At 50.7% G+C, this 26,812-nt stretch carries 26 protein-coding genes, 1 other RNA gene and 1 pseudogene; 9 read left to right on the top strand and 19 right to left on the bottom strand.

Features of this window, described 5'->3' with window-relative positions; translation table 11 throughout:
- The first annotated feature begins 2 nt into the window (after positions 1-2).
- Both gpmI and eno read left to right on the top strand, forming a co-directional pair.
- Entirely contained in the window at positions 3-1,544 is a 1,542-nt protein-coding gene (gene gpmI, locus V5G20_RS04305; protein WP_338463176.1) for a 2,3-bisphosphoglycerate-independent phosphoglycerate mutase, read from the top strand.
- 123 nt (positions 1,545-1,667) lie between these two features.
- Positions 1,668-2,954 (top strand): phosphopyruvate hydratase, encoded by a 1,287-nt coding sequence (gene eno, locus V5G20_RS04310; protein WP_003392575.1) that lies wholly within the window; start codon positions 1,668-1,670, stop codon positions 2,952-2,954.
- Between the two features lie 373 nt (positions 2,955-3,327).
- Here the strand turns inward: eno and V5G20_RS04315 are convergent, their stop codons facing one another.
- The 4 genes from V5G20_RS04315 to V5G20_RS04330 all read right to left on the bottom strand — a co-directional run bounded on the left by V5G20_RS04315 (position 3,328) and on the right by V5G20_RS04330 (position 6,639).
- Complete coding sequence (locus tag V5G20_RS04315) at positions 3,328-3,534, bottom strand: DUF4083 family protein (RefSeq protein WP_122958728.1); 207 nt, start codon at positions 3,532-3,534, stop codon at positions 3,328-3,330.
- A 182-nt stretch (positions 3,535-3,716) separates the two neighbouring features.
- Positions 3,717-4,574, bottom strand: a complete 858-nt coding sequence (locus V5G20_RS04320; protein ID WP_003392580.1) for an ABC transporter ATP-binding protein — start codon at positions 4,572-4,574, stop codon at positions 3,717-3,719.
- A 20-nt stretch (positions 4,575-4,594) separates the two neighbouring features.
- The gene (locus V5G20_RS04325; RefSeq protein ID WP_003392582.1) at positions 4,595-5,632 is read right to left on the bottom strand and encodes a FecCD family ABC transporter permease; all 1,038 of its coding nucleotides are present in this window, start codon (positions 5,630-5,632) and stop codon (positions 4,595-4,597) included.
- The gene (locus V5G20_RS04330) at positions 5,629-6,639 is read right to left on the bottom strand and encodes a FecCD family ABC transporter permease (protein ID WP_003392585.1); all 1,011 of its coding nucleotides are present in this window, start codon (positions 6,637-6,639) and stop codon (positions 5,629-5,631) included. The genes V5G20_RS04325 and V5G20_RS04330 overlap by 4 nt, the downstream gene beginning before the upstream one ends.
- Before the next feature lie 217 nt (positions 6,640-6,856).
- Here V5G20_RS04330 and V5G20_RS04335 point away from each other — a divergent pair, with 217 nt between their 5' ends.
- A complete protein-coding gene (locus V5G20_RS04335) occupies positions 6,857-7,870 on the top strand; it encodes an ABC transporter substrate-binding protein (RefSeq protein WP_003392587.1) in 1,014 nt (337 codons plus the stop codon).
- A 227-nt stretch (positions 7,871-8,097) separates the two neighbouring features.
- Positions 8,098-8,328: a hypothetical protein gene (locus tag V5G20_RS04340; RefSeq protein ID WP_152562252.1), complete on the top strand. Its 231-nt coding sequence runs from the start codon at positions 8,098-8,100 to the stop codon at positions 8,326-8,328.
- Between the two features lie 175 nt (positions 8,329-8,503).
- On the opposite strand, the gene V5G20_RS04345 is transcribed toward V5G20_RS04340, so the two are convergent.
- From V5G20_RS04345 to V5G20_RS04365, 5 genes are all read right to left on the bottom strand, one after another.
- Entirely contained in the window at positions 8,504-9,865 is a 1,362-nt protein-coding gene (locus V5G20_RS04345; RefSeq protein ID WP_338463177.1) for a YjgB family protein, read from the bottom strand.
- Positions 9,846-10,379, bottom strand: a complete 534-nt coding sequence (locus V5G20_RS04350; protein ID WP_171506762.1) for an RNA polymerase sigma factor — start codon at positions 10,377-10,379, stop codon at positions 9,846-9,848. Before V5G20_RS04350 ends, V5G20_RS04345 begins: the two co-directional genes overlap by 20 nt.
- 744 nt (positions 10,380-11,123) lie before the next feature.
- Positions 11,124-11,870, bottom strand: a complete 747-nt coding sequence (locus V5G20_RS04355) for an ABC transporter permease (protein ID WP_171506761.1) — start codon at positions 11,868-11,870, stop codon at positions 11,124-11,126.
- Positions 11,858-12,616, bottom strand: a complete 759-nt coding sequence (locus tag V5G20_RS04360) for an ABC transporter ATP-binding protein (RefSeq protein ID WP_003392600.1) — start codon at positions 12,614-12,616, stop codon at positions 11,858-11,860. Before V5G20_RS04360 ends, V5G20_RS04355 begins: the two co-directional genes overlap by 13 nt.
- 109 nt (positions 12,617-12,725) lie before the next feature.
- Complete coding sequence (locus V5G20_RS04365) at positions 12,726-13,121, bottom strand: YqzM family protein (RefSeq protein ID WP_003392602.1); 396 nt, start codon at positions 13,119-13,121, stop codon at positions 12,726-12,728.
- A gap of 320 nt (positions 13,122-13,441) precedes the next feature.
- Between V5G20_RS04365 and secG the strand changes: the two genes are divergently transcribed.
- From secG to smpB, 3 genes are all read left to right on the top strand, one after another.
- The gene (secG, locus tag V5G20_RS04370; protein WP_003392604.1) at positions 13,442-13,684 is read left to right on the top strand and encodes a preprotein translocase subunit SecG; all 243 of its coding nucleotides are present in this window, start codon (positions 13,442-13,444) and stop codon (positions 13,682-13,684) included.
- A 133-nt stretch (positions 13,685-13,817) separates the two neighbouring features.
- On the top strand, positions 13,818-16,292 hold the full coding sequence (gene rnr, locus V5G20_RS04375; RefSeq protein ID WP_024984600.1) for a ribonuclease R: 2,475 nt from the start codon (positions 13,818-13,820) through the stop codon (positions 16,290-16,292).
- A gap of 315 nt (positions 16,293-16,607) precedes the next feature.
- The gene (gene smpB / locus V5G20_RS04380) at positions 16,608-17,081 is read left to right on the top strand and encodes an SsrA-binding protein SmpB (RefSeq protein WP_003392607.1); all 474 of its coding nucleotides are present in this window, start codon (positions 16,608-16,610) and stop codon (positions 17,079-17,081) included.
- Between the two features lie 230 nt (positions 17,082-17,311).
- On the opposite strand, the gene V5G20_RS04385 is transcribed toward smpB, so the two are convergent.
- A complete protein-coding gene (locus V5G20_RS04385; RefSeq protein ID WP_081787845.1) occupies positions 17,312-17,524 on the bottom strand; it encodes a hypothetical protein in 213 nt (70 codons plus the stop codon).
- Positions 17,525-17,527: 3 nt separating this feature from the next.
- Between V5G20_RS04385 and ssrA the strand changes: the two genes are divergently transcribed.
- Positions 17,528-17,882: a transfer-messenger RNA gene (gene ssrA, locus V5G20_RS04390) on the top strand.
- 277 nt (positions 17,883-18,159) lie between these two features.
- Here ssrA and V5G20_RS04395 read toward each other — a convergent pair.
- From V5G20_RS04395 to V5G20_RS04430, 8 genes and pseudogenes are all read right to left on the bottom strand, one after another.
- A complete protein-coding gene (locus V5G20_RS04395; RefSeq protein WP_231504340.1) occupies positions 18,160-18,690 on the bottom strand; it encodes a hypothetical protein in 531 nt (176 codons plus the stop codon).
- 33 nt (positions 18,691-18,723) lie between these two features.
- Positions 18,724-19,770 (bottom strand): annotated as a pseudogene (locus V5G20_RS04400) (recombinase family protein); the annotation flags it as partial.
- 104 nt (positions 19,771-19,874) lie between these two features.
- Positions 19,875-20,720 (bottom strand): recombinase family protein, encoded by an 846-nt coding sequence (locus V5G20_RS04405; protein WP_338463178.1) that lies wholly within the window; start codon positions 20,718-20,720, stop codon positions 19,875-19,877.
- Between the two features lie 8 nt (positions 20,721-20,728).
- A complete protein-coding gene (gene istB / locus V5G20_RS04410; protein ID WP_024985201.1) occupies positions 20,729-21,508 on the bottom strand; it encodes an IS21-like element helper ATPase IstB in 780 nt (259 codons plus the stop codon).
- Entirely contained in the window at positions 21,505-22,746 is a 1,242-nt protein-coding gene (istA, locus tag V5G20_RS04415) for an IS21 family transposase (protein ID WP_024985200.1), read from the bottom strand. Before istA ends, istB begins: the two co-directional genes overlap by 4 nt.
- Positions 22,747-22,793: 47 nt before the next feature.
- Positions 22,794-22,952 carry a recombinase family protein gene (locus V5G20_RS04420; protein ID WP_338463179.1) on the bottom strand — a complete coding sequence of 53 codons (159 nt, stop codon included), beginning with the start codon at positions 22,950-22,952 and terminating at the stop codon, positions 22,794-22,796.
- 187 nt (positions 22,953-23,139) lie between these two features.
- Entirely contained in the window at positions 23,140-23,994 is an 855-nt protein-coding gene (locus V5G20_RS04425) for a hypothetical protein (protein ID WP_122958734.1), read from the bottom strand.
- Positions 23,991-24,908: a hypothetical protein gene (locus V5G20_RS04430; protein ID WP_122958735.1), complete on the bottom strand. Its 918-nt coding sequence runs from the start codon at positions 24,906-24,908 to the stop codon at positions 23,991-23,993. Before V5G20_RS04430 ends, V5G20_RS04425 begins: the two co-directional genes overlap by 4 nt.
- 172 nt (positions 24,909-25,080) lie before the next feature.
- Here V5G20_RS04430 and V5G20_RS04435 point away from each other — a divergent pair, with 172 nt between their 5' ends.
- Positions 25,081-26,295: an IS256 family transposase gene (locus V5G20_RS04435; RefSeq protein WP_338463180.1), complete on the top strand. Its 1,215-nt coding sequence runs from the start codon at positions 25,081-25,083 to the stop codon at positions 26,293-26,295.
- Between the two features lie 108 nt (positions 26,296-26,403).
- Here the strand turns inward: V5G20_RS04435 and V5G20_RS04440 are convergent, their stop codons facing one another.
- Complete coding sequence (locus tag V5G20_RS04440) at positions 26,404-26,799, bottom strand: JAB domain-containing protein (RefSeq protein ID WP_338463181.1); 396 nt, start codon at positions 26,797-26,799, stop codon at positions 26,404-26,406.
- Positions 26,800-26,812 lie beyond the last annotated feature (13 nt).

Genomic DNA, 26,812 nt, shown 5'->3' on the forward strand with positions numbered 1-26,812 from the left:
CCATGACACAACGTCCGAAACCGGTAGCCCTGATCATTTTGGACGGATTCGCCCTGCGGGAGGAGACGTATGGAAACGCCGTGGCGCAGTCCAAAAAGCCCAATTTTGACCGCTACTGGAATCAGTACCCGCATGCAACCCTTCAGGCGAGCGGACTGGCTGTCGGCCTGCCGGAAGGGCAGATGGGCAACTCCGAGGTCGGCCACCTGAACATCGGTGCCGGACGGGTTGTTTATCAGGATCTGACCCGGATCACGAAGTCCATCCAGGAAGGCGACTTTTTTGAGAACGAAACCTTGGTGGGCGCGTTCGAGCACGCCAGGCAAAACGGCAAGCAGGTGCACTTGTTCGGACTTTTGTCCGACGGCGGTGTGCACAGCCACATCAACCACCTGTTCGCGATTTTGGAGCTGGCGAAAAAGCAGGATGTGGACCGCGTCTTCATTCACGGCTTTTTGGACGGGCGCGACGTGGCCCCGGACAGTGCGGTTCGCTACATTGAAGAGCTGCAGCAAAAGATCGAGGAAATCGGCGTAGGCCGCATCGCGACGGTGCAGGGCCGCTATTACGCGATGGATCGGGACAAGCGCTGGGAGCGGATCGAAAAGGCGTACCGCGCCATGGTGTACGGAGATGCCCCAGCCTATACCGACCCGATCAAGGCCGTAAAAGAATCGTATGAGAAGTCGATCATGGATGAATTCGTCATGCCGACGGTGATCACGGACGATCAGGGCAAGCCTGTTTCCACGATCCAGAACGGCGATTCGATCATCTTCTTCAACTTCCGTCCAGACCGCGCGATCCAGATCTCGCAGGCGTTTACCAACGAGGACTTCCGCGGATTTGACCGCGGGGAAGGTCGGCCGCGCGACCTGTACTTTGTCTGCCTGACTCATTTTTCCGAGTCGGTCGACGGGTATGTGGCCTACAAGCCGGCCAATCTGGACAATACGCTGGGCGAGGTGCTTTCCCAGAACGGCTTGAAGCAGCTTCGCATCGCCGAGACGGAAAAGTACCCGCATGTCACGTTCTTTTTCAGCGGCGGCCGCGAGCAGGAATTCCCGGGCGAGACCCGCATCCTGATCCCGTCCCCGAAGGTAGCGACGTACGATCTCCAGCCGGAGATGAGCGCACCGGAAGTCACGGAGGCGGTCGTGAAAGAGATCGAGGCGGAGAATTTTGACGCCATCATTCTCAACTTTGCCAACTGCGACATGGTTGGCCACTCGGGCAAGATGGAGCCGACGATCAAGGCGGTCGAGACGGTAGATGCCTGCCTCGGAAAAGTGGTGGACGCTATCATCGCCAAAGGCGGTGTCGCCATCATCACAGCCGATCACGGCAACGCCGATCTGATGCTCGATGAGGCGGGACGTCCGATCACCTCGCACAGCACGTACCCGGTACCTGTCATTGTCACGCGCGAAGGCCTGACGCTGCGGGAAGACGGCATTTTGGCCGATTTGTCCCCGACGATGCTCCAGCTTCTGGGTGTAGAACAGCCTGCAGAGATGACAGGCAAGCCATTGACTGTGAAATAAACTTGCCGGGAAAAATATTTTGCAAAACGAAGAGCTTGACCGAATGATGTTCAAATAGGTATGAATGTATGTGTAACGGAATTGGTTATACATGAAAAGCGATCATAAGGAGATGGATGGCAAATGGCGATGATTACCGATGTTTATGCACGCGAAATCATGGACTCTCGCGGAAATCCGACAGTAGAAGTGGAAGTGTATCTGGAAGACGGCTCGATGGGCCGTGCTGCAGTGCCATCCGGTGCTTCTACGGGTGCATACGAGGCTGTTGAGCTGCGCGATGGAGACAAATCCCGCTACCTCGGCAAAGGCGTTTTGAAAGCCGTCGAAAACGTAAACGAGATTATCGCTCCTGAGCTGATCGGCATGGATGCCATGGATCAAGTCGGCATCGACATGGCAATGATCCAGCTAGACGGAACTCCGAACAAAGCGAAGCTGGGCGCAAACGCAATCCTCGGCGTATCGATGGCTGTCGCTCGCGCGGCTGCTGAATCTCTCGGCGTTTCCCTGTACAACTATCTGGGCGGCTTCAACGCAAAGACACTGCCCGTGCCGATGATGAACATCCTCAACGGCGGCAAGCACGCGGACAACACCGTCGACATTCAGGAATTCATGGTGATGCCGGTAGGCGCTCCGTCCTTCAAGGAAGCGCTGCGCACCGGAGCGGAGATTTTCCACTCCCTGAAAAAGGTATTGAATGAAAAAGGCCTGAGCACCGCTGTGGGCGACGAGGGCGGCTTCGCGCCAAACCTGAAATCCAACGAAGAAGCGATTACCACGATCCTGGAAGCGATCAAAAATGCAGGCTACGAGCCGGGCAAGGACGTCTTCCTCGCACTGGACGTGGCCGCTACCGAAATGTACAAGGACGGCAGCTACCACTTTGAAGGCGAAGGCGTCGTGAAGAGCACAGACGAAATGATCGCTTTCTACGAGGATCTGGTAAGCAAATACCCGATCATCTCCATCGAGGACGGCCTGTCCGAGGACGACTGGGATGGCTGGAAAAAGCTGACTGACCGTCTGGGCGGAAAAGTGCAGCTCGTCGGCGACGACCTGTTCGTGACCAACACCGAGCGTCTGGCGCGCGGCATCGAGTCTTCCACAGGAAACTCCATCCTGGTGAAAGTAAACCAGATCGGTACCCTGACCGAAACCTTCGACGCCATCGAAATGGCGAAACGCGCAGGCTACACAGCCGTCATCTCGCACCGTTCCGGCGAAACCGAGGATTCCACCATCTCCGATATCGCTGTGGCGACCAACGCGGGTCAAATCAAAACCGGCGCTCCGTCCCGTACCGACCGTGTGGCGAAGTACAACCAATTGCTGCGCATCGAAGACGAGCTGGGCGATACCGCTCGCTTTGGCGGCCGTGCTGCTTTTTACAACTTGAAGAAGTAAGGGCTGCGAGCTTTGTTGCAACTCGAAAGAAGTAAGGGTTGCTTTCCTGCAGTCTTTTGAAAAGAGCTTTCTCCTTGAACAGGAGGAAGCTCTTTTTATGTGACGGGGGAGGCCCGTTATTTCTCAAAGAAGGGGGAATTGGCTTTTATCGAGACTATTGGCAACAGGCGATGGACGATTCGGAAACGAATGAACGGTTGTGCGGAGAAATAGTCAAAAGGGGTTTGGAGTATGAAGACTTCAGGAATGGTTGATCTCTTGAGATTTAAAAAATCCGGTGCTCCCGTATAGTGACGGCAGAAACATCGGATTTTCTTTTCGGATGCGAACATGAAAAAAATTTTACGCAGGCAGCAGCAGTCGCCAGCGGGAATCATTTGTTCTGATCGCGGTCTTCCTTGCGCTCCTGGAGTTCGATCAGCCGATCGAGCTTCTCTTCGATTTGTTTCAGCCCGTCGCTGCGCGTGCTCGAATTTTGGAGAAGCTTGCGGATAAAGGCTGCAAGGGAGATGACAAAGAGTATGAGCAGTATGACGACAACCGACATAAGAATGAGACCGGGGATGCCGATACTGTGCAAGGGTAGCAGCTCCTTTCAGTGGGTATATAGGAAGGATTCTCCATTTTACATAGATTTCCTTGTACTTTCAGAAAGTTTACCCAGACTAAATCAAGCAGGCATAAAAAAGGCTCCGCCGTAATACAGCGAAGCCTTACTTATTTTGACAGTCATTGTCGTTCGTTACTCAGGTGATTCACCGATTAGGCGTGTACCGCGATTTTTTGCTCTTCCTTTTCTGTATTGGCACCTGAACCCGCAGTTGCACCAGCACCCAGACGGCTTTTGCTGAAAGGAATGCACATCGGCGTGTCGTAGATCGGATCCCGGGTGATCTGGCACTCCATCTGGAAGACGTGCCGGACGAGCTCCTCGTTCATAACGTCATGAGGATTTCCCTCGGCAAATACGCTCTGGTTGTGCACGGCCACGATGTGATGAGCGTAGCGGCAGGCGAGGTTCAAATCGTGCAGCACCATGACAATCGTCCGCTGCTCGGTCTGGTTGAGATCGTAGAGCAAATCAAGAATTTCAATCTGATGGGACATGTCCAGATAGGTGGTTGGTTCGTCCAGCAGGATCGTTTCTGTTCCCTGCGCCAGTGTCATGGCGATCCATGCGCGCTGGCGCTGGCCGCCGGAGAGCGAATCAACGGCACGGTCGGCCAAAGCGGTAAGCTGCGTCGCCTCCAATGCTTTGACGACCATCTTCTCGTCCTCTTCGGACCATTGCTGCAGCCAGCTTTGATGGGGATAGCGGCCTTGTTTGACCAGCTGCAGGACCGTCAGTCCCTCAGGAGCGACCGGGCCTTGGGGCAGGATGGCGAGCCGTTTGGCCACTTCCTTGGTAGGCCGTTTGGCGATCGCTTCGCCGTCCAGCAGGATCGCGCCTTCCTTTGGCTTCAGCAGCCGTGCGAGCGAACGCAGAAGCGTGGACTTCCCGCAGCCGTTGCTGCCGATAAAGACAGTAATCTTTCCCCGCGGAATGGTCAAATCAAGCGACTCGATAATATTCCGTTCCCCATACGACAAAGTGAGTTGACGGGTCTCCAGAGCATGCACGCTGATCCGTCTCCTTTCATTTAGCGATTTCGGTTTCTGTACAGCAGGTAAATGAAAAACGGTGCACCGACGGCGGAAGTGAACACGCCGACCGGAACGTCGATAGGTGTAAACGCCATGCGGGCGATTAAATCAGCAATCAAGACGATCAGTGCCCCGATAAAGGCGGAAAGGGGCAGTGCGCTGCCAAATGACGGCCCGATCAGTTGCTTGGCAATATGCGGAGCCAGGAGAGCGACGAAGCCGATCTCACCGCCTACGGAGACCGCTGTACCGGTCAAAGCTGCGCAGATCAGAAGCAGGAAAAAGCGGTCCCGCTGCACCGTGCTTCCGACGCTCATGGAAATATCGTCGCCCAGCTGTTGGATATTGACCCGTCTGGCCATCAGCGCCGCGAGAAGCAGCAGCCCGATTGTCCAGGGGAGAATCATCCGCGCGTCTGCCCAGGACACCCCGTAAATACTGCCGGTCAGCCAAAGAATGGCTTTGTTTTGCAACAGGAACGGGCTGAACATGATCAGCATGGTGACGACGGCACTTGCGGCGATTTTGATCCCCACGCCAATCAGGACGAGGCGGAGCGGTGTCACCCCCTTTTTCCAGGCGAGAGCGTACAGCAGGAACATGATCAGTGTTGCCCCGAGAAACGCTACCGGCGGAAGCCACTTGATGCTCACCGTCTCAAAAAAGAGCAGGAATGCAACTGCGGCCACAGAAGCGCCGCCGGAAACACCGAGAATATCAGGGGCGGCCAGGGGATTGCGAACGACCCCCTGCATAATCGCACCGGCTCCGGCAAGGGAAGCGCCGACCAGCATGCCGACGACAACCCTCGGCATGCGAAACTGCTGAACGAGCAGGGTGTTTTGCTCGTCGCCCATGCCGATCAGCACCTTGAGGACGTCCAGCGGAGAGACCTTCATCTCTCCCATCCCCAGGCTGATCACCGCGACAGCCAACGTGGCGATGGCGGCGGCCACGGTCACCCATATCGATTTTTTGTGCAAATGAAAAGAAGACAAGCGCTTGCCGGGGCGCAGAGTCAGGTAGCCTTTCATCCTTTGTCCAGCCCCTTTCGTGCCACGTAGATGAAGAACGGAATGCCGATCAGGGCGGTCATCACGCCGATAGGCACTTCTGCGGGCTTGGCGACGAAACGCGCGCCGATATCGGCAGCAAGCAAGAGAGCCGCTCCCAACAGGCCGCTGTACAGCATCACCCAGCGCGTCTCAATCCCGACGAGAAAGCGGGCAAGATGTGGCGTGACCAATCCGACAAAGCCGATCGGACCGGCTACAGCGACAGAGCTGCCTGACAGCAGGACGATCGTAGCGCCTGCGGCCAGCTTCACCATCATCGTGCGTTGACCGAGGCCTTTTGCGACGTCGTCCCCCATCAGCAAGGTCTGGATGGGACGGGCCAGCAGGAAGGCGATGATCCAGGCGACAATCATATAAGGAAAGACTGCGGTCAAAAATTCCAGCTTTCGTCCGCCCACTGACCCGGAGAGCCAGAACAGCACCTCATCCACAGATTTTTCATTTAATACCATCATGCCGTGACGTGCGGAAGCAGCCAATGCGGTAATGGCGGCTCCGGCCAAGGTAAGCTTGACAGGCGTCATTCCGTCACGCCCGAGAGAACCGAGCAGGTAGACTACGACGCCGCTGACCGCAGACCCGAGAAAGGCGATCCATGTAAACTGCGTCAAAGAGCTGATGCCAAAGAAGGTGATGGCCACGACCACAAAGAAAGCGGCCCCTGCGTTTAGCCCGAACAGTTCGACATCGGCGATCGGATTGCGGGTCAGCGCTTGCAGCAGCGTACCTGCGATCCCCAGGCACATCCCTACGGCCAAGGCGTTGAGGACGCGGGGGACGCGCACCTCCTTGATGACGATATGTTCATTGGTACCGTTAAACTGTGTAAAGGCATCGATCGCTGTGTGCCAGCTTGTTTCCACGATGCCAAAAACAAGACTGGCGTAACTCAAGTACGCCAGAAGCAAGAGGAAGAATCCCACTCCCAAAATCTTTAAATAAGTATTGGATAGCAAAGCTTTCATAACAGGTTTTCATCCTTAGGTTGAGTTGTCTCGATCAATTGCGAACAGCGTATCCAATGATAAGTTTAGATGTAGGGATTTTTCTTGTCAATGATTTTGAGAGTCATTATCAATTTGTTGTTGACTTCCTCCCAGGCTTGGTTGTAGGATATTCAGTGTCAGTGATACACATTCTCATTCTCATTGATTCGAATACAACCCGAAGGGAGTCATCATCATGTTTCAACGTACATACAAGGGGACCAAAGGAAAGATGTTCTTTTCCGTTCTCATGGCTCTTCTGCTGATCGTCACCGGTTGCGGTGGCCAACAGGCGGAGCAAAAATCGGCAGACCAAACGCAGCCGGCTGGACAAACTACCGGCAATGCAAGCGGCGGCTCCGACAAGGAATATGTAGTGAAGCACGCTATGGGTGAAACGCCAATTAAAGGTACACCGCAACGCGTCGTCGTTTTGACTGCTCAAGGCGTCGAGACACTGGTGAAGCTTGGTGTGAAGCCGGTGGGCGCAGTTGGCTCCTTTACCGATCCGACTCAGTTTTATGAGCCGGTGAAGCCGCACCTGGAAGGCACTAAAGTTGTCGGTTCCGAATCCCAGCCAAACCTGGAAGCGATCATGGCGCTCAAACCTGATCTGATTCTCGGTATGAAATTCCGTCACGAAAAAATTTACGAGCAATTGAAAGCAATCGCTCCGACTGTATTCGTGGAAGAGCCGCGCGGCGACTGGAAAGAGAACTTCATGCTGTACGCGGAAGCATTGAACAAGAAAGCCGAGGGCGAGCAAGTCATTGCCGATTGGAACAAGCGTGTTGAAGACTTCAAGGTAAAAGCCGGGGACAAGCTGAATACAAAAGTATCGATCGTTCGCTTCATGCCTGGACGGGTACGCATTTACTACAAAGACACGTTCCTGGGAACCATTTTGAAAGACCTGGGCGTAGCCCGTCCTGCAAGCCAGGATCAAGACAAGTTTGCTGATGAGGTAACGAAAGAGCGCATTCCGGAAATGGACGGCGACATCATGTTCTACTTCTCCTACGAAACCGGTGATGGCCAGGCGAGCAAGCTGGAACAAGAGTGGACAAATGATTCGCTTTGGAAAAACCTGAATGTCGTGAAAAACAACAAAGCTTTCAAAGTGGATGACGTTGTTTGGAATACCTCCGGCGGTGTAATCTGCGCGAACATGGTTCTGGATGAGCTGGAGAAATACATTATCGGTCAGTAAACGTTTTATGAACAAAGAGATGGCACGGTGCATGCTGTGCCGTCTTTTTTGTTATCAAAGAGGAAGACAGCAGCTATACGGATATGTTTTCTGGCAGCTTATTTCTCGTTCACACCGGCGGACATGGGGAACGGAAGGATGAGTTTACAGAATATGCTAAAATATACGTTGAAAGCACGATTTACACCGTGATCGGAAGAAAACCCAAATTGGGCGGGGGAGTAAAGATGTCGCAGACGCGTTCCATATTCATCATCTGTATGGCTGGCATCATGATGATATTTGCATTCCTGGGATTATGGGAGTCGTATCAGCCTCATGTCGGTCCTGTCGGAAATGGTCCGAGCCATCAACGAATTTGGTCCTGGTTTATTTTGCAGTTCCTCATCGCCGGATGTTTTCTTGCTACGGGCATACTCGGTTTGCGTGCGAGCAGAAAAGAGAGGGAGGAAGAGTAAGGAAACAGAGTTAGAGCAGATTGAGCTAAAGCAAACGATACCTTTGGGGAAGACGGTTTGCTAGAAAAACACAGTGCTAGGCTGTCTTGCTGTTTTACAGAACACTCTGAAACATCTTGCAAAGAAGCCGCTCCCCGTAAACCCGGGAAGCGGCTTTTTTGCAAAGAGTCTCTCGTTATTGCGCCATGATGTTAACGGCAGCTTTCGGATAAACGATATTCACATGATCGACAAGCAATGTTTTTGCGTTTTGACCGTTCGCCGTTCCGGAGAACACGAATTTCAATTCGTACTTGCTATTTACCTTGTAAGTGTAAATCGTTTGGCCAGACACATCGGCGGAAACGTCAGGCTTGCCGAGGGCAGATGTTACATCGGAGAGCGACAGCTCCTGCAAGCGGGTGTCATAGCTGCGAATATCGACAAGCTGCATTCCCTTGTTAAAGCCGAATACGACACCTTGCGTCCGGTAGCTGGCATACGTAACACCGTTAACCCCGCCCAGCATGTCGGCCTTGCCCCAGTCCTTTTCCACGGTGTCAAAGACGCTGGTTTCTACAGGGTATTCCACGCCGTACAGTCGGCCTTCTTTGGCGAGATCGCGGATGCTTTGCACCAGCTCTGGCGTGGTAACGGCCTGCATCAGATTGACGGTTCCGCGAGGGTAAAACACATCGGTGCGGACTGCACGAAGTTCGTTTTTGCCGTTATCTTCTCCTTGGTAGACAATCTTTAGCTGGTATTTGTCTGTGACGTTGTAGATATGAATCGTCTGGCCAGCGAACAGGATGGCGCGGTCCGGCTCCCCGAGCACACGAGTCACGTCTGCCATGGACAGGTAGTGAGGCTGGGAGCCCTTGCTGCCTATATTGCCGATCTCCCAGTTGCCGTATACCCGGCGGATATCGACGATTTGCATGCCCTTGTTGTACCCAAGGATGACCCCTTTGTTCTTGTAGGTCGCGTACGTAATGCCATTGGCGTAATCAGTACGGTCTGGCTTGCCCCAAGACTGCTCGACCTCGTCAAACATGGATGTTTCCAACGTTAGTTTTTGGTCGTATGATTGTCCGCGGACGGCTTTCTCCTTCATGGAAAGAATCACGTCTTTAATGGTGCGGTTCAGGTCTGCTTCCTTGTCGCTGGATGCGATCGGAGCACCTTCGCCTGAGCCAATCTCTCCTCCCGTGCCGTTCGGTCCTCCTGTTCCCTGGGACACGCCCTCCTGATGGGAACTTCCGGCGGGCTTCTGATTGGGGGGCTGGACAGTCGGATCAAGTGTCGCTGATTGATTCCACGTTATCAATTGACTCCCGAGCCACACTGTGGCAGCCAGCAAAGAAAAGGCGGCTGCTGTTCTGCCCAGCGTCGCCAGGCGGTACGAGCTTTTTTGTCCGTGGCGTGAGCTTCTTTTTCCGATAGGGGTATCTGTTTCGCGAATGGCGGTCATAATCTTCTCCTTTTGTTGCTCAGTGAGTGTAATGTCGGGCAGATTTCGCAAATCGTCCAACCAATGTTCATCGTGCTTTGACGGCATCTCCGAATCCTCCCTTTTCCCTGAATTGCCATATGCCTTTCATCGCCTTTAAGGCCCGGTGGTAGGTGACATTTACTTTGCTTTCGCTCCATTGCAAAATGTCGGCCGTTTCCCTGGCAGACAGCTCTTTGATGCCGCGGAGGATCAACACCTCGCGGAAAGCGGGCTTCAACTGCTGGAGGGACCGATAGAGCTCGTGCTGTTCCTCGTGAAGGTCCAGCCATTCCTCCGGTGTTTTTCGCTCGTCGCGGACGTCTTGCAGCCAACTGTCGGGCAGCCATTTGCGCAAACGCTGTTTTCGCTGGTGGTCGATGGCGGTGTTGCGGGCGATCGACAGCAGCCAGGTTTTGGGCTGGGCTCTGCCTTCAAACAGGTCCAGTGCTTGCAGGGCCTTGATAAAGACCTCCTGGACCAAATCCTCCACATCAGCGGTGCCTGTGTAGTACACGAGAAACTTGTATATCTCGTCACCGTAGCGCAGGAACCATTGTTCGATGAGTGCTTTCTTGTCCACGTGTTCCCCACCTTTTACGGTTGTTGTCTGTGTAATTGGACGGTGCAGCTTTTTAAATCTTACAGTTTTTTTTGAAGAAAATTTTTGGCATCTTCAGATTTTGCCTCTTTGCCTTGCCGCAGCTTTCCTCTGATTTGGCATAGATCGGGCTTTGGCGGAGGAGATGAAAAAGGAGAAAATGCTCAGGGTACGGTGGGACACTCTCTGGGGGTGAACTGTCCGGCTCCCGTTCAAAAGGGAAACCGCGTCCAAAAGCAGCATGTTCAGGAAGGGTCTCAGAGTTGGACGCTAAAAGCGTGTTCCCCTTTTGAACGGGAGCCTGAGCGGGTGTCCCAAAGACCTTCGCATTTTCTCCTTTTTCATCTCTACAGCTGTTCCGTAAGTCGGCAAAGCAAAGAAAAGAGGGCTGGGGAGAAGGGGACGGAATATTTAAATCTTGCTTTCTTAGGATTGGTGATTATTTGGGAATGTATCAAGCGACTTTCTTTTGAGTGATTTGTGGGGTCCAATGGATGGGCAAATGGTTGAAAAGAAACGAGAAATGAATGTTGAGATTCTTAAACAGTTAGATGAGTATGAGGCACAAGCGGTTCGAATGATTGCACAGGATACCGGAATTGATCTCTCGGTGCTCGAATTACATTTTTCATAAAGGAAAAAGGCTGCACGTGGCGGCAGCCTTTGCTTAGAAAAGAAGTGGTAGTAAACAAGAGGCATCGATTTTTAGTGGGAGGAGTCACACCCTCACGGCCTCAGCATAGACTCACGTGTAAACCACGAGGAATAGGCGAGTGCGCTGATCAGGGCGGCAGAGATGGCCGCGGACGAGGAAAAGGCGAACATGATCAGGATTTGGTAGCGAACGGCTTCCAATGGGTTGGCTCCGGCGATGATCATCCCGGTCATCGTACCGGGCAGTTGGACCAGGCCGATGGTTTTCATTGTGTCAAAGGTGGGGATCATGCTTGCTTTTACCGCTCGTTTCAACACGCCGTGAATGGCCTGCTTTTTGTTTGCACCCAGGCAGAGCAGGGCTTCGATTTCCCCGCGGGCAGTCTCCGTCTCGCGCTTCATGTGGCTGAGGAACAGGCCGGCGACGATCATCGAATTTCCGATAATCATGCCTGTGATCGGGATCAAATACTGGGGCGTCGGTTTGATCAGACCGAGCACAAGCAGCAGACTCATCGTCAGCGTTGCGGTCACGGTCAAGGAAGCGGCGACCCGCCACAAAATTCCCGGAAGGCCATCGCCGCGCCGGGATGCGTTCCAGGAGGCTACGCCAATCATCATGGCGATTACCAGCGCCTGGTAGATTGGATGGTCGGTGTGAAAGACGAATTGCAAAACGTAGCCGATCGCCAGCAGCTGTACGGCACAGCGTACCGTCCCGATGGCAATTTCCTTTTCCAGACCGAGCTTTTGCCACATGGAGAGGAGCAGGGCGATGACGACAAAGGTAAAGGAAAACCACAGACTCATGGAAGACATGGGGCATCCTCCTTTTGAACAAGATGGGCGGATAAAAATTCTTGAGCCTCCTGTGTCTGCGGTCCTTCAAAGAAGCGATCGGCCGGGGAGTCTTCGAGCAGACGGCCACCCGCCAAAAACCAGATCCGCTGGCCGACCGCTCGCGCTTGCTCCCAGTCGTGCGTGATCCACAGCAGGGTAGTGCCTTCGCGGCGATGCAGGTCTACGAGAAGTTCTTCTGTAGCCCGCTTGCTGATGGTGTCCAGAGAAGCTGTCACCTCGTCCAGCAAGAGTACCGTTGGATGCAGGAGAAGAGAACGGACCAGTGCGACACGCTGCCGTTCGCCTCCGGAGAGCTGCGCCGCCTGCTTGCTCCAGTCCATCTCGCCGAGACCTACGGCTTCCATCCAGGTCCGGGCCAGCTCAGTCTCGAAAGGCCGCTTGTGCAAACGGCTGACCGCTCTCAGATTGTCTTCGACGCTGCCAGGCAGCATGACCGGCTGCTGAGCGACGTAGCTTACGGACATTCTCCATTTTTCCGGGCCCCACTCCGTTGGGGTTTTGCCCAAATGCCGAATCGTCCCGTCATCTGCCGTGTCCAAAAGTCCGAGCAGGCGGAGAAGTGTGCTTTTGCCTTGCCCCGATTTCCCCATGATCAGCGTAATCTCAGGCGAAGCAATGTCGACAGTGATATCGGAAAACAGCCAAGTATGCTGCTGTGTCGGGAGTTGTTTGCCCAGATGTTCCAGGCTCAGAACGCTGGCCATGATGATTCCTCCTCAAAGAGGTCTTCCAATGAATAGTCGGCAAAAACGAGAAAAACACCGAAGACATGCTTGCTTCGGTGTTTTGTCAGGTGGCAGGATGACTTATGTACTATTTATGTTCGGACAGCCACTGTGCAACCGCTTGAATCTCCGGTTGTTTCTTCAGAAGGCCAGGAGGCATGCCGCCTTTACCTTCTTTAATGATCTTTGCGATTTCGTCGGCACTGTACTTGCTGCCAACCTGTGTCAGAGCCGGTGCTGCGATACCTTCAAGGTTTTGGCCGTGACAGGAGGAGCAGTTTTGTTTGAACACGGTTGGCGCGTCGATGGTAGCAGTCGGTGCCTCTCCACCATTTGCCTGTTCTCCGTGTTGTGGTGGGAAAATAGCAGAACCTACAAGTGCGATGAGGAATACAAGAAACAAGATGCCAAACGAAGCAAAAAAGGCCTTCGCGGAATCAATTACGTCGTTTTGATTCATGTCTTTTTTGTTCGAACCAGCCATCTGACAAAGACCTCCTAAGGCGAGTATAGCAGTACACATGCAATTTTACGGCAAAATCGTGACACATGCAAGGAAACGAGAAAACAGACAAAGAAAGTACACAATTATTAATAGAAACAATCAAATCAGGAAAGCATGTTGATGATCATCCCTGTTTGTGATAAAGTAGTGATGCTGGTCTTTATTTAGTTGTCGCTGCTGCGGCATATAAATGAGAAAAACCGGACACGCTTACCCAAAAGGCTTAGCAACATTCTCCTATAGAATGTTCATCTATTGCAATTCTTACGCCTTGGAAATATGTCTTGAGGTGAATAAACATGGCATTGGCAGCAAAAATTTTGCTTATAATCGCAAGTATCGGCTTGATTATTGTCGTCCTGCTTCAATCTGGCAAAAGTGCCGGCCTTTCTGGCGCGATTGGCGGCGGCGCGGAACAACTGATGGGCAAACAAAAAGCCCGCGGGATTGACGCATTGCTCGGAAAGCTGACTGTTATCTTTGCAGTGGCATTCATGGTGTTTGCCATCCTGCTCGGGTACTTCTTGAAAAGCGGAGCATAAAGTACGATTTGTCGAAGACAGCAAGGCTACCTTGCTGTCTTTTTCTCTATTTGGTTTGCCGTGAGCGCGAGCGGCGAATACTACATAGTAAGAGAGCTGGCGAGACACGTATTCGCGGCAGAGGAGGGTAAATATGAAAGAACAAGATATACTCGCGTTCATGAGGGAGCAGGCGTACCACCCGATGACGGTGGCAGAGCTGGAGGCCGCTTTCGGGATCACGGATTCCGACGACTTCAAAGAACTGGTCAAAACACTGAACCAGTTGGAGGATAGCGGGGAGATCATCCGGACGAGGACCAATCGTTACGGCGTGCCTGAAAAAATGAATCTGATCCGGGGGAAACTGCAAAATCATCCCAAAGGTTTTGGGTTTGTCATAACCGAAACGCCAGATCAGGACGATATTTATGTCCACGCCAACGACATGAATGGCGCCCTGCACGGGGACACCGTCCTGGTGCGAATGGAAAAAATAAGCGGGGGCAACCGCGCGGAGGGCAGGATTATCCGCGTGGTGGAGCGGGGCATCACCGAAGTAGTGGGGACGTTTCAGGATGAGAACCATTACGCCTTTGTCATCCCGGACGAAAAGCGGATCGGGAAGGATATTTTTATTCCGAAAGAGGCGTACAACGGAGCAGTGGACGGCCACAAGGTTGTGGTGAAAATCGTCCGTTACCCGGAGGGGCGCGTCAATCCCGAGGGTGAAGTAGTCGAGATTCTGGGCCATAAAAACGATCCGGGCGTAGACATTCTGTCCATCATTCGCAAGTTTGGACTGCCAGAGGCTTTCCCGGCGGATGTCATCGCCGAAGCGGAAGCGGCTCCGGACCAAATTTCCGAAGAGGAGATCAAGGGAAGACGCGATCTGCGCGACCGCATGATGGTCACCATCGACGGAGCGGATGCCAAGGACCTGGACGACGCTGTTTCCGTAGAGGTTTTGCCCAATGGCAACTACCGGCTCGGCGTCCATATCGCCGACGTCAGCTACTACGTCCGGGAAAATTCGGCGCTCGATCAGGAAGCGTATCGCCGCGGCACCAGCGTCTACCTCGTAGACCGGGTCATTCCCATGCTGCCGCATCGCTTGTCCAACGGCATTTGCAGCCTGAATCCAAAGGTCGACCGCTTGACGATCAGCTGCGACATGGAGATGGACGCCGGGGCCAACGTCGTCAAATACGACATTTTCCTGAGCGTGATCCGCACCAACGAACGGATGACCTACTCGGATATCCGCAAAATTCTCGAGGACAATGATGAGGAGCTCATCGCCAAATACGAGGAGCTCGTCCCGATGTTCCGCAAGATGGAAGAGCTCGCCCGCAAGCTCCGGGCGAAGCGAATGGCGCGTGGCGCGATCGACTTCGATTTCCGCGAGGCCAAAATTTACGTCAACGAAGAGGGCACCCCGACAGACATCGGGTTCCGGGTGCGCTCCATCGCGGAGAGCATCATCGAGGAATTCATGCTGGCAGCCAACGAAACGGTAGCCGAGCATTTTCACTGGCTGAAGCAGCCGTTTATTTACCGGGTTCACGAAGATCCGAAAGAAGAGAAGCTGCAGGCCTTTATGGAGTTCATCACCAACTTTGGCTACTCCGTTCGCGGAAAGGGCAATACGGTCCATCCGCGTGCGCTGCAGCAGCTTTTGGAGGAAGTGAAAGGGACGCCGGAAGAGGTCATCATCAGTACGGTTATGCTGCGCTCGATGAAGCAAGCGCGCTACGACGCGGAAAGCTTGGGCCACTACGGCCTTGCGACGGACTTTTACACGCACTTCACGTCCCCGATCCGCCGCTATCCGGACCTCATCGTCCACCGCAGAATCCGCGAGTCGCTGGAAGGAGATCTGTCCGAGAAGCGGCTGGCGCATTGGCAGGAGCAAATGCCGCTCATCGCCGAGCATTCGTCGCAGCGCGAGCGTCTGGCTGTGGATGCCGAGCGCGAGACGGACGACCTGAAAAAGGCGGAATACATGCTGGAACGTGTCGGCGAGGAGTTCGAGGGCGTCATTTCGGGCGTCACTTCGTTCGGGATATTCGTCGAGCTGCCCAATACCATCGAGGGCTTGGTCCACGTCAGCTTTTTGACCGACGACTACTACCATTACCACGAAAAAGCGTACGCGCTCATCGGTGAGCGGACAGGCAAGCAGTTCCGCATCGGCGACGTGGTGCAGGTACGGGTCTCCAACGTCAACGTCGACGAGCGCGCCATCGACTTTGAAATCGTCGGGATGAAAAAGTCGGGCGGCTTCCGCGGCCGCGAGCGCGGACCCAAGGTCATCGACGGCAGAGGCGGACAGCGTGCGGGCAGAAAATCAAAGCAGGAGCGCTCTGCAAAGCAAAAGACGGAAACGAAGCGAGAGCTGCACCCGGCTGCTTTCCGCAAGAAGCTCAAGGAACGGGGGCAAAAGACCTATCGGCAAAACGCAAATCCGCAGGCAGACCTGGAAGGGGCTGGCGAGGTTGTCCCGCTGGGAGGTGCCGAAGGAGAGCAAGGCGCTCCGCGTGAAAAAGCATTCTGGGAGGACTTTGTCCGTTCCAAGAAAAAGAAGCGTAAAAATATAGCAGGCCAGGCGAAGAGGAAACGGCGGTAAAGCACCGCTGTTTCTTTGTTTGCTGGGCTGTAGAAGTAACTCGAAATACTTGAAAGCAGTTAGCAGCAGTTTAAAGAAGTTAAAAGCAATTAAAAGCAGTTAAAAGAGGTCAAACCGTTAAAAGCAGTTAAAAGCAGTTAAAAGCACTCAAAGGCTCAAAACTGCTCAATGGCTGAAAATCGCTCAAAACCGCTCGAATCTCTTAAAGCCACTCAAAGCAGCAGTCAGAAGGAATGGGTATTGCTGTATTAAGTGTTTTTTGCTATACTAACAGATACCATATTTTTTCATCCGGTACCAAGCGAGGTGATCTCCATGTCAAAACCGAAAACAGGTGTTAAAACGCTGGCTCAAAACCGCAAAGCGCGCCACGACTACCATATCGAGGAAGTCTACGAAGCAGGCATCGCCCTGACGGGGACGGAGATCAAATCCGTGAGGGCCGGACGCATACAGCTCAAGGACAGCTTTGCCCGCATCCAAAATGGCGAGCTGCTGTTGTACAACGTGCACATCAGCCCGTACGACCAGGGCAACCGCTTCAACCACGAGCCGGAGCGGACGCGCAAGCTGCTGCTGCACCGTCTGGAAATCCTCAAGCTGAACAGCCTCACCCGGGAACGCGGCTATTCGCTCGTCCCGCTCAGCATTTACCTCAAGGGCGGCTGGGCCAAGGTAGAGCTGGCGCTGGTCAAAGGGAAGAAGAACTACGACAAGCGCGAGGATTTGAAGAAGAAGGATGCTGCGCGTGAAGTGGAGCGTGCGCTGCGGGAGCGGCAGAAGGTGTAGGAAGCTGGTAAGGCAGGCAGTATTGCGGGGCAGCGGGAGGACCGTCTGGGTTTATACTGCAGCGGGTCGGGCCATAGGAACGCGGCTCTTGCCTGAAAGGCCGATGCAACACTGGCTGTGTCTCATGTAAGCCAGCCAAGCTGGCGCACACTGCCAAGGCTGCCACCAATATGGCGTTGAGAACGGTATCGATCATATGCTATAGTAAGAGAGCAATGAGTGATGCCAAATCAAACGTCTGGGTGTGGAACCGTTACTGTTTTCGCCTGGGCTTTTTTTATCTCGGCAAAGCTTGGCAAAGCGAGGCTCTTGCTGTTAGACAATGAGCTTCTGACGGTAAAACGAATCGTTTCCAAGCTGTAAAGTAATTCGTAACAGAAGGCTCTCATTGCCTTTTTGACAACCATCGTCGCTTGCCTAATCGGCGGCGCGATCTTTTCCATCCTGGGGGCGTTCTGGATTCGACGGGGATGGTAGAGCATAAGAAGCGAGCCGGGGGGTTGCGGACCTCGTCATCAACGCAAACGCCATTAACTGGCAACAAACAACTTTCTCTCGCTGCTTAATAACCAGTGAGGCGCTACCATTCCATCGCCCATGTGGCATGACTAGCGCTCAACTCTAGTGGGATACGCCGGAGGTCTCCGCCTGGGGCCAAAGGAAGAAGATCAATCAGGCTAGGTGCTGGGTCAGCGCGTCACTCCGCGAATCCGTCGCCGAAATGTAAATGAGTGACTGCGCTCGGAGATGCTTATGTATCGCTGTTTTCGGACGGGGGTTCGAATCCCCCCGCCTCCACCATACATATCAGTGATGTCACCTGTAGAGGTGACTTTTTTGCGTTTATGGGGAAGGTTCGCTATTTATTGCGGTTAGAAAAGCCCGTTATATCAAGCTTTTAAGGTGATCACTCAATGTATAGCGGGAGAAATCTGATGTTATTCGAGTCGGTAGGCGCTTCGTAATGAGAATTTTTAGCAGTTTTAAGTTGAGCAAATGAAGAGGAACGACGAAAATATAGAGGTTGCACAGGGGGCTCTTAGCGAGACACACCCTGTGCAAAGATGACTTGTGGTCGTTATTTCTGGACTGTAAAATCTGCAACCAATGTCTTTTCGTACAAAGTGATATCGCCTGTCTTGAATTGTAAGATCATATGCATGACCTTCGTCTCTCTCTGAATCACCACTCTCGACAAATATTTGCTTGCCACTTGGTAAATCATCTGAGGACTGGAATCTTCATTATCAAGTAGGCTGATCAGAGTCTTCATGTCGTATTTAACAGAATCGATGTAGTAGTCAGGTATGGTGACCGAGTTTAGGGTAGCCGAGAGGGTGGAGTACTCCGTATCTTTTTCAAGAAGCTCCTGCCGCATTTCGTTTAACATGTCGAGGTAATAAGGCTTAGCTTTACCTGATGCTATATCTTTCTCGATGACTTCGATCCGCTTTTTCAGAAACGTTATTTCCGTTTCTAAATCCGATAACTGCATGTAGACATGCTTATTTTGTTCTGCGTGATAACGATGGATCTCTTCTTCAAAGTGATTATCCAGTGAGAGGCGGAGTAAAGCATTTCTGAGCTTCATAGATACGATCTCTTCCACACGTTCTTTTCTCCATCCGACGTAACTGCAAAAGTCCTTACCATGCCGCTGGTAACCTCCGCAAATGTAGTATTTCTGGCCGCCATTCTTTTTGTGCGTTGACGATGAATTGCCGACCATCTTGTTTCCGCATCTGTCGCAGTACATGATGCCGCGCAACCAGAAAGGGGAGTGGGGGGGGATTTTGAATGGATTGTGTGCCTGCCCGCCGCCATTGTGGCGTTTCTTCGCTAACTCTTGGCATCTGTCGAACAGTTCTTTGGTGATGATCGACGGATGGGCATTCTCAGTGATAATCCATTCGGAGCGATCTTTTCACTTTTTGCCCTTTGTCTGGTAGTCCTGCTTGTTCCATACTCTGCGTCCGATGTAGGATTCATTGAAGATGATTGCGCGGATCGTACTTGCAGACCATTTGCCACCTTTCAGCGTAGGTACGCCTTTCTGATTGAGAAGGGTGGCGATTGCTTTGTAACCCAGCCCATCCTGAGCGTACTGGTTGAAAATCCATTTGATAGTATCTACTTCTTCACGTGGGCCGAGTACCCATACTGTTTTTGTTTTGTTAGCACTGAGCGCAATATGTTCTGTACGATAGCCATAGGGGGCATTGCCGCCATTGCTATAGCCTTGCTTGGCGTTCTGAGACATGCCTTTTTTCACTTCAGCGGCGAGGTTGACATTGTAAAACTCTGAGATGACTTCTAACATCCCTTTAAGCAACATGCCGTGTGGCGTTTCTGGATCGGTTTGTTCCGTCGAGGATATGACCTTTACGCCGTGCTTTTGCAGTAATGCTTTGTAGATAATGTGATCTTCGCGTTTGCGCGAGAATCGATCAAACTTATGGACGACGATGGCATCGAAATGACGATTCGGACGTTTCGCCATCGCAATCATCTTCTGGAACTCAGGGCGCTGATCTGTCTTCGCTGATTTGCCTTTTTCGAGGTATTCGCCGACGACCATCCATCCTTTCTCCTGGCAGAACTTGTGGATCGCCTTCAGTTGAGCGGGGATGGACAATTCTTTTTCCGCTTGATGATCGGAGGATACGCGAGCGTAGATGACAACTTTCATGTGGATACATCTCCTTTGTGGTATGGTGTATGACTTGAAAATGAAAAAGGCAGGTACGCCCGATGTGAGCGATACCTGCCTCTTGAAAACGATTTGATGATGGTCTATTTATTTTTCTTGCGCTGTTGCAATTCTGAATGCGCGGCGTCCCATTGTTGTTGGCTGACGATGGGAGGATGGCTGTTGGGTACGACGATCCATTCATCTGCATCCTTAAACTGCGTCATGCCTTTCGTGCGTTTGTTCCAGATGCGATGCCCCAGATACACCTGATTGTCGAGGATGGAGAGGACGGTCGATGGACTCCAGCGACGATCAATTGCATGTTGCAGATTGTATTCATTGAGTATGCGTGCGATCTTTTTGCCGCCCATTCCTTCCGCCGCTAACTTGAAGATGAGTTGCACAGCTTCCACTTCATGTCGTTCGCCGGGGACTAGCGTTACATGTCCATCGACGACGATGGTGCGATAGCCGTATGGAATGCGTCCTCCGCAGTGAAATCCCCGGGATGCGTTTTCTTTCATTCCCTTCAATGTCTCGTTCCTCAGATTCAGGTTGTAAAATTCAGATATAACCTCCAGCATCCCTTCCAGCAAAACGCCGTGCGGGGTGTCTGGTTCTGTTTGTTCTGTTACTAAGTACACAAAAATACCCTGCTTTTTGAGCAGGGCTTTGTAGATGATATGATCTTCACGACTGCGGCTAAAGCGGTCGAACTTATGAACCAATATGGCTTGGAAGTTCTTCTGTGGTTGCTTTGCTTTGGCGATCATACGCTGGAAAGCGGGGCGATCTGCTGTCTTTGCAGATTTGCTTTCATCGACGAACTCTTCGACGATGTCAACTGCAAATGAAAATTCCCCATTATCTGCACTCGAATTTTCCCCATTATAGGCAATAGGTTTGTCTGAATGATGCCCCCTCTGAGGGGGGCGGGTGGCGACCAAAATTCCGTTTATTCTGTTTTATCTTCGGTTGACTCGGGTCGAAAGAAACCTGCTTTTTTCTTCTCCTTTATGCGATAACTTTCCCCTTTAATGTTGATCGTGTGGGAGTGATGCAATAATCGATCAAGGATGGCTGTAGCAAGTACTGTATCCCCAAATATCTCTCCCCACGAACCATAGGATTTGTTCGAAGTAAGGATAATTGAGCCGGATTCATAACGTTCTGATACAATTTGAAAGAAAAAGTGAGCTGCGGTTTCATCCATTTTGCGATATCCAATTTCATCAATGATGAGTACATTCGGTTTTATAAATGCTCGCATTTTTTGTTTGATGCTATTGTTTTGATGAGCAATCTGGAGCGTCTGAACCAAATCATGAGCAGTTGTAAAGTAAACCGTCAACCCTTGTTTGATAGCTTCGAGAGCCAAAGCAACAGACAAGTGAGTCTTGCCGACCCCTGGCGGACCAAGTAAAATGAGATTCTCTTGTTGTTGTACAAACCGGAGGGTTGCCAAATCACGAATCCGTCTTTCATCAATGGAGGGCTGGAAACTGAAATCGAATTGCTCCAACGTTTTATGGTAGGGTAAATGAGCCAATCGCGTTTTCATGCGGATAAACCGATCCCTCTTGGCCATGATTTCTTCTTGCAAAAGCTTGTCCAAGAACTCCAAATACGATATATTCTGAGCAGCAGCTTCTTCTGCGTGGTGGTGAATAATTTCCGGGATTCGTACCCATCCCATCTGTACAAAGGCTTCTTCTAAACGGGCCTGGAGTATCATTGTACGATTACCTCCTCGTCAGCAAACTGCTCATAGACAGACAAATCACGTTCCACCACTTCGGGGCTTGGATTGGGAACCAAACGCGGCATAGGTTGGGGAGCCTTCGCGCCAATTTGGTTTTGAATCCCCTCGAAGTGTTTTTTATTGGTTATGACTTGCTTGGTACGAGTAGCTTTAGGATGTTCAGCGATGATCATGTTGCCCTGATAGATCCGGATATGGCCATTCTGGAGATCTTGTACTTCTACCGTATGACCTACATAAACATAGGGGACTGAATACCGGCTTCCTCCGTAAGAAACGAGTGAATCATTCGATACTCTTCGAGTATGGCGTTCTACCTCTTCGAATGGGATCGGGTTAAGTGGCTTCAACTGTTCGTGTTTCCATCGATCTACTGGTTTTTCATGCGTGGTGCCGTGTACCCGTACATTAGCCACCGTATCCAACCAATGACGTACTTGCTGATTCAAGTCACGAAGGCTGGTAAACGTCTGCACCCGAGGCCAAAAGTTCTTGCGAACATATCCTACTCCATTTTCCACTTTCCCTTTTGTTCGTGCACGGTAGGGAGCGCAGCGTCGCAGCGTAAGACCGTGATGGCTTGCAAACTGGGAAAATCGTTCATTCCACAATACATGCCCTTGATCGTCGTAACCGACAATGACGGTTTTCATATTGTCATACAAGCATGTTTCCGGTCTGCCGCCAAAGTATTGCATGGCACGCAAGTGGCAGCCGATGAGGGTATCAAGCCGTTCATTCTCTGTAAATTCCACATACAACATTCTCGAGTATCCCAAAACCATGACAAAGGCGTACAGCCGTTTATATCCACCATTCCACTCTACCTTAAAATGTCCCCAGTCTACTTGCGCTTGCTTTCCGGGTGCCGTTTCATAACGGAGCGTTGCCTTGGTCTTAACAACCGGGCGCAATGGTTCCATGAATGAGCGAAGGAGCCGAATTTGCCCTGGATAACCTTGGGCTTTGATCTCATCAAACAAAACGACAGCATTGAAGCAGCCTTCTTCCATTCTCGCTTTGATATAGGGTTTAAATGGATCGAGAATGCTTGTTTTTTTAACAGATCGTTGGTATTTCGAAGGCTCATCCTTTTTCAGCCACTTACGAATTGTTTTTCGATCCCTCCCTAATGAATCAGCAATTTGTGTGATATTCATTCCTCTTTGTCTCATGTCTTTGATCAAGTAAAACTCCCCATTCTTAAGCATATTTTCTCTCCTCCAGGGAGAGATTTTCTGCCGAAAGTGGGGAATTTTCAAGTGCCGTTATTGAGGATTTTAACAGTGCCGTTCACAACGATGCTCCATCCTTTCTGATCTGCGTATCGTTGGATGGCTTCTCTTTGAGCGGGGATGGATAGCTCACGCTCGGTTTGCTGTTTGGATGATACGCGCAGATAGGCGACGACATTCATTGTGGATGCTCCTTTCAATAAAAATAACCGTACTGCGAAGAATATCAGTACGGTGGATGATGATTCTAGCATTAGCGAAGATAAACTAAGAGTCTATGAACCCTTGATAGAACGGTCTCTCTATTATGTTAGCTTCTTGTAACACGTATAAGCGGTGTAAACATTGATTTGCCAAGGTATTGCGCAATTACGGAGTCTTGCATTTTATCTGTGTCTCTATACTCGGAGAAGTTGTGCTCTTGCGTTTCTCAAGATGGAGATAATGAACCTGTGCTTCATTGATACCAAGGTGTCCGAGTATCGGGTAGTAGATAAGGGCCATGTTGTCGATATCCTTGTCGTCGGTATCGCCTGTAAAGCACATCTCGATTGAGTAGCTCTTACATGGTGCTATCTTCATCTTACGTTTGAGGGGCCGCGCGAGATAACGATGGCGGTCGGCATCATCGGTTAAGAGCCTGTCGCCGCCATCCCTCAGAATCGGTGATTGCTTTGGAACGATATAAATGTCGCCGCTCACTTCAATAATCGGCCCCCCGGATGATCCCAAGTCAAAGAGTGCAATCTTCAACGATTCATTTGATCTGTATTGGGAGGCGTTTGCATACCGTTTCTTGTAATGGTATCTGATGTTACATTCATAGATTTGTCGGTCGTTCTCAACGATCTCCTTGTTGATGCCGTCCAGCACCGACTTCATTACGAGTAAGGGAGGTACATCATCTGCTTGCCGTTGGGTAGTAACGGTGATGTCTACTCGGTATTCTCCTTTGGGCAATGGAAGAGGGATTCCTACTGATTTTGACTTGGCTCTAAGTAGCATCGACACTTTTTCCTGAAAGGCCATCATAACAACGCTTTGTTGTCGTTCAATTTTAGTGCCATCGTTAAGCTCATAATATGTGTCATGAGATAGCTCTCTCGGCTCCTCATGGACGCAAAAGTAAGAACTTGAATCAAAGGACAAGAGTACCTTCTCATCTTTCCGAAAAGCGTTAACCACTTTTGCTTTGTCCGTATAGAGACTACCATGCATTTTCATAAGATGACGCTTCCTTTGCCGAGTAATTTAACAAGCTCATCAACGTGACGCTTAATTAGAACATGAGGGCGGAGGACAATGATTTCATACTCATTTTTCTGTAGTGAAACCCCGACTCTAGCGTCTCTAACAAAGACTTTCTCTCCATCTTTTTGTTGAAAGATACATCTTACAGGTCTGAATAGGTCAGCATTGATGAACGATTGAATTGTCTGGAATGTATTGTAGGGTGTGCTTTTTACGTCGTAGCAGAAACGTGTATCAAGCTCTAACTCCCCGTTCTGTGTGATATGCATAATGTCTGGATCGATGCCGCCATAATACCGAAGCCAGTTATATTGATACATTAGGAGGAAGATTTTAAGTTTTCTCTCATCCCATCCTGTTCTTGTTACAGATTGATCTAACATCTTCTCTGTGATAGCTAATTTAGGAACCATGATATAGCCATAATTGTGCTGTTTCAAAGGAGAGGGATTTCGTTTAATTTCTTTACAACTGTAAAATGTATCAAGCTCTGGCAGATAGTCTGGTGCAGACAATACATGTGCTTGGAAACGCAATTTATCATCTTCTCTAATGTCTCGGATAAAGTGATGAGTTTCTAACCAATCAAGAGACCATTCGATATATGATGAGTATGGAGGCAGTTTTAATGTCTCGGCGATCTTTTGTTTGCTGGAAAAATATACTTTTCCAGAAAGACCATCGCAGTACATGCATAGGTATAGATAGACCTTGAATGTAGTGTTCGCAAGTTGGGGATGGTCGGGGAAATCAGGGTAAATATCGCTTATGACTTTCCTCGGGAAAGAGAAGTTTTGCGCTGAAAGCTCAAAGTGGTTCTTACCTGGCGTGAGGTTCATCTGTACGATAGTTTTATTCAGATTAGATAGTTTTCTGGTATATTTCATAGGGCCTCCAGATGACGAAAAAAATTGTCTAAGACTATGTTAATTTCGGTCACTTCGATTACGTCTAATATGGATATCCCAACTATGTTTCCTGCTTCGAGTCTGTAAAATATTTTGTGTAAACTCTCAACCTCTAAACTACAATTAGGAGTAGAAAGGTTGGGAGATTTTTATGATGTCAAAAGAGCAGATCAAGCAGTGGATCAAAGAGAAAAACATGAAGTCAGTGGACGACGTACAGTCAGCGTTAAAGGATCTATTCGCAGACACAATCCAAGAAATGCTGGAAGCTGAAATCGAGTCTTCTCTTGGATACGCCAAGCATGACATGAAAAACAAGCGGACAACCAACAGCCGCAATGGGTATAGCAAGAAAACCGTCCGTTCTGAGTACGGGGATGTCGACATCCAAGTCCCTCGGGATCGAGAGGGTGATTTTGAACCAAACATTGTAAAGAAACATCAATCCAATGTTACAGGGATCGAAGATCAAATTCTTGCTCTCTATGCCAAAGGCGTATCCACACGCGATATCCAAGACCATCTGCAGCAGCTCTATGGCATCGAAGTCTCACCAACGCTCATATCAAATGTAACGAATAAGATTGTACCGATGATCAAAGAGTGGCAAAATCGCCCCTTGCAAGCGGTTTATGCTGGTGTTTTCCTTGACGCCATTCACTTTAAGGTAAAACAGGACGGAGCTATCGTCAATAAAGCCGCCTATATGGTCATTGGTATTGACCTTGACGGTCATAAAGATGTGCTTGGGATCTGGATTGGGGAGAATGAATCGGCAAAATTCTGGCTGCATGTCCTCAACGAACTGAAAAATCGTGGAGTCCAGGATATTCTCATTACAAGCGTCGATAATCTTCGTGGCTTTACAGAAGCCATCTCTGCATGTTATCCGAAAACGGAGATTCAGAAGTGTGTCATCCATCAAATCCGAAATTCCATCAAATATGTTTCCTATAAGGATCTCAAAAAGATCACGTCCGAGCTAAAACCCATCTATAAAGCTCCAACGGAGCAAGCCGCGTTGGAAGAGCTTGAGCAGTTTGAACAAACCTGGGGCAGTAAATATCCCTTGATGGTTCGTTCCTGGCGGAATAACTGGGACGAGATTGCCACTTTCTTTAAATATCCTCCAGAGATTCGAAAGCTGATTTATACAACTAACGTGATCGAGAGTTATCATCGACAGCTTCGAAAGGTGACAAAAGGAAAAGCCATGTTTCCCACAGATGATGCCCTTTTGAAGATGTTATATCTCGTAACCATGGATGTTCTGCGAAAGTGGACGGGACGAGTTCAGAACTGGGGCCAGATTCTCTTACAGCTATCCGTTTTCTTTGAAGATCGGGTACAGCCGTACATCCGTTAGCAAATGAAAGGCTTCATCCCCGAAGGGATTATCTTTCTCTCCACCAACGCGTCAAGGGTTCGCTTCGCCTTTCGCCCTTGACTCTATTGGTTTCGAAAAATGGCCCAATTAGGGGGATGAAACCTTTTCATATATTGGTTGATTGAGTTTACACAAAAATCTTGACAGACCCCCTGCTTCGGTAATCTGCGTGGATAATCTTATTTGTTCCTGCGATGGATTGACATTGCCGGCGCTTTGTTTGTGAACCAAAATACCCGATGCACACTTATGGATGATCAGATGACGGAATACGGCCCGTTGATAGGTGGTAAGGCTCTGCATCGTCTCTTCGGGAATACACTTTGTTGTCGTGATCATGTTCTTGGTATTTAACCCGATCAGGAACGTGTTTCTCTCGCCACAACTCCTAATGCTGTCCCGGCAATACTGGACAACATCTCTGGGGTGTTTATGGCAGGATAAAAGTGCAGAGAATTGCGGCGGAAAACTGCAGAGTTCCACCGCAATTCTGAGG

Origin of the sequence: Brevibacillus borstelensis (genome assembly GCF_036700025.1) — a bacterium.
Lineage (GTDB): Bacteria > Bacillota > Bacilli > Brevibacillales > Brevibacillaceae > Brevibacillus > Brevibacillus borstelensis.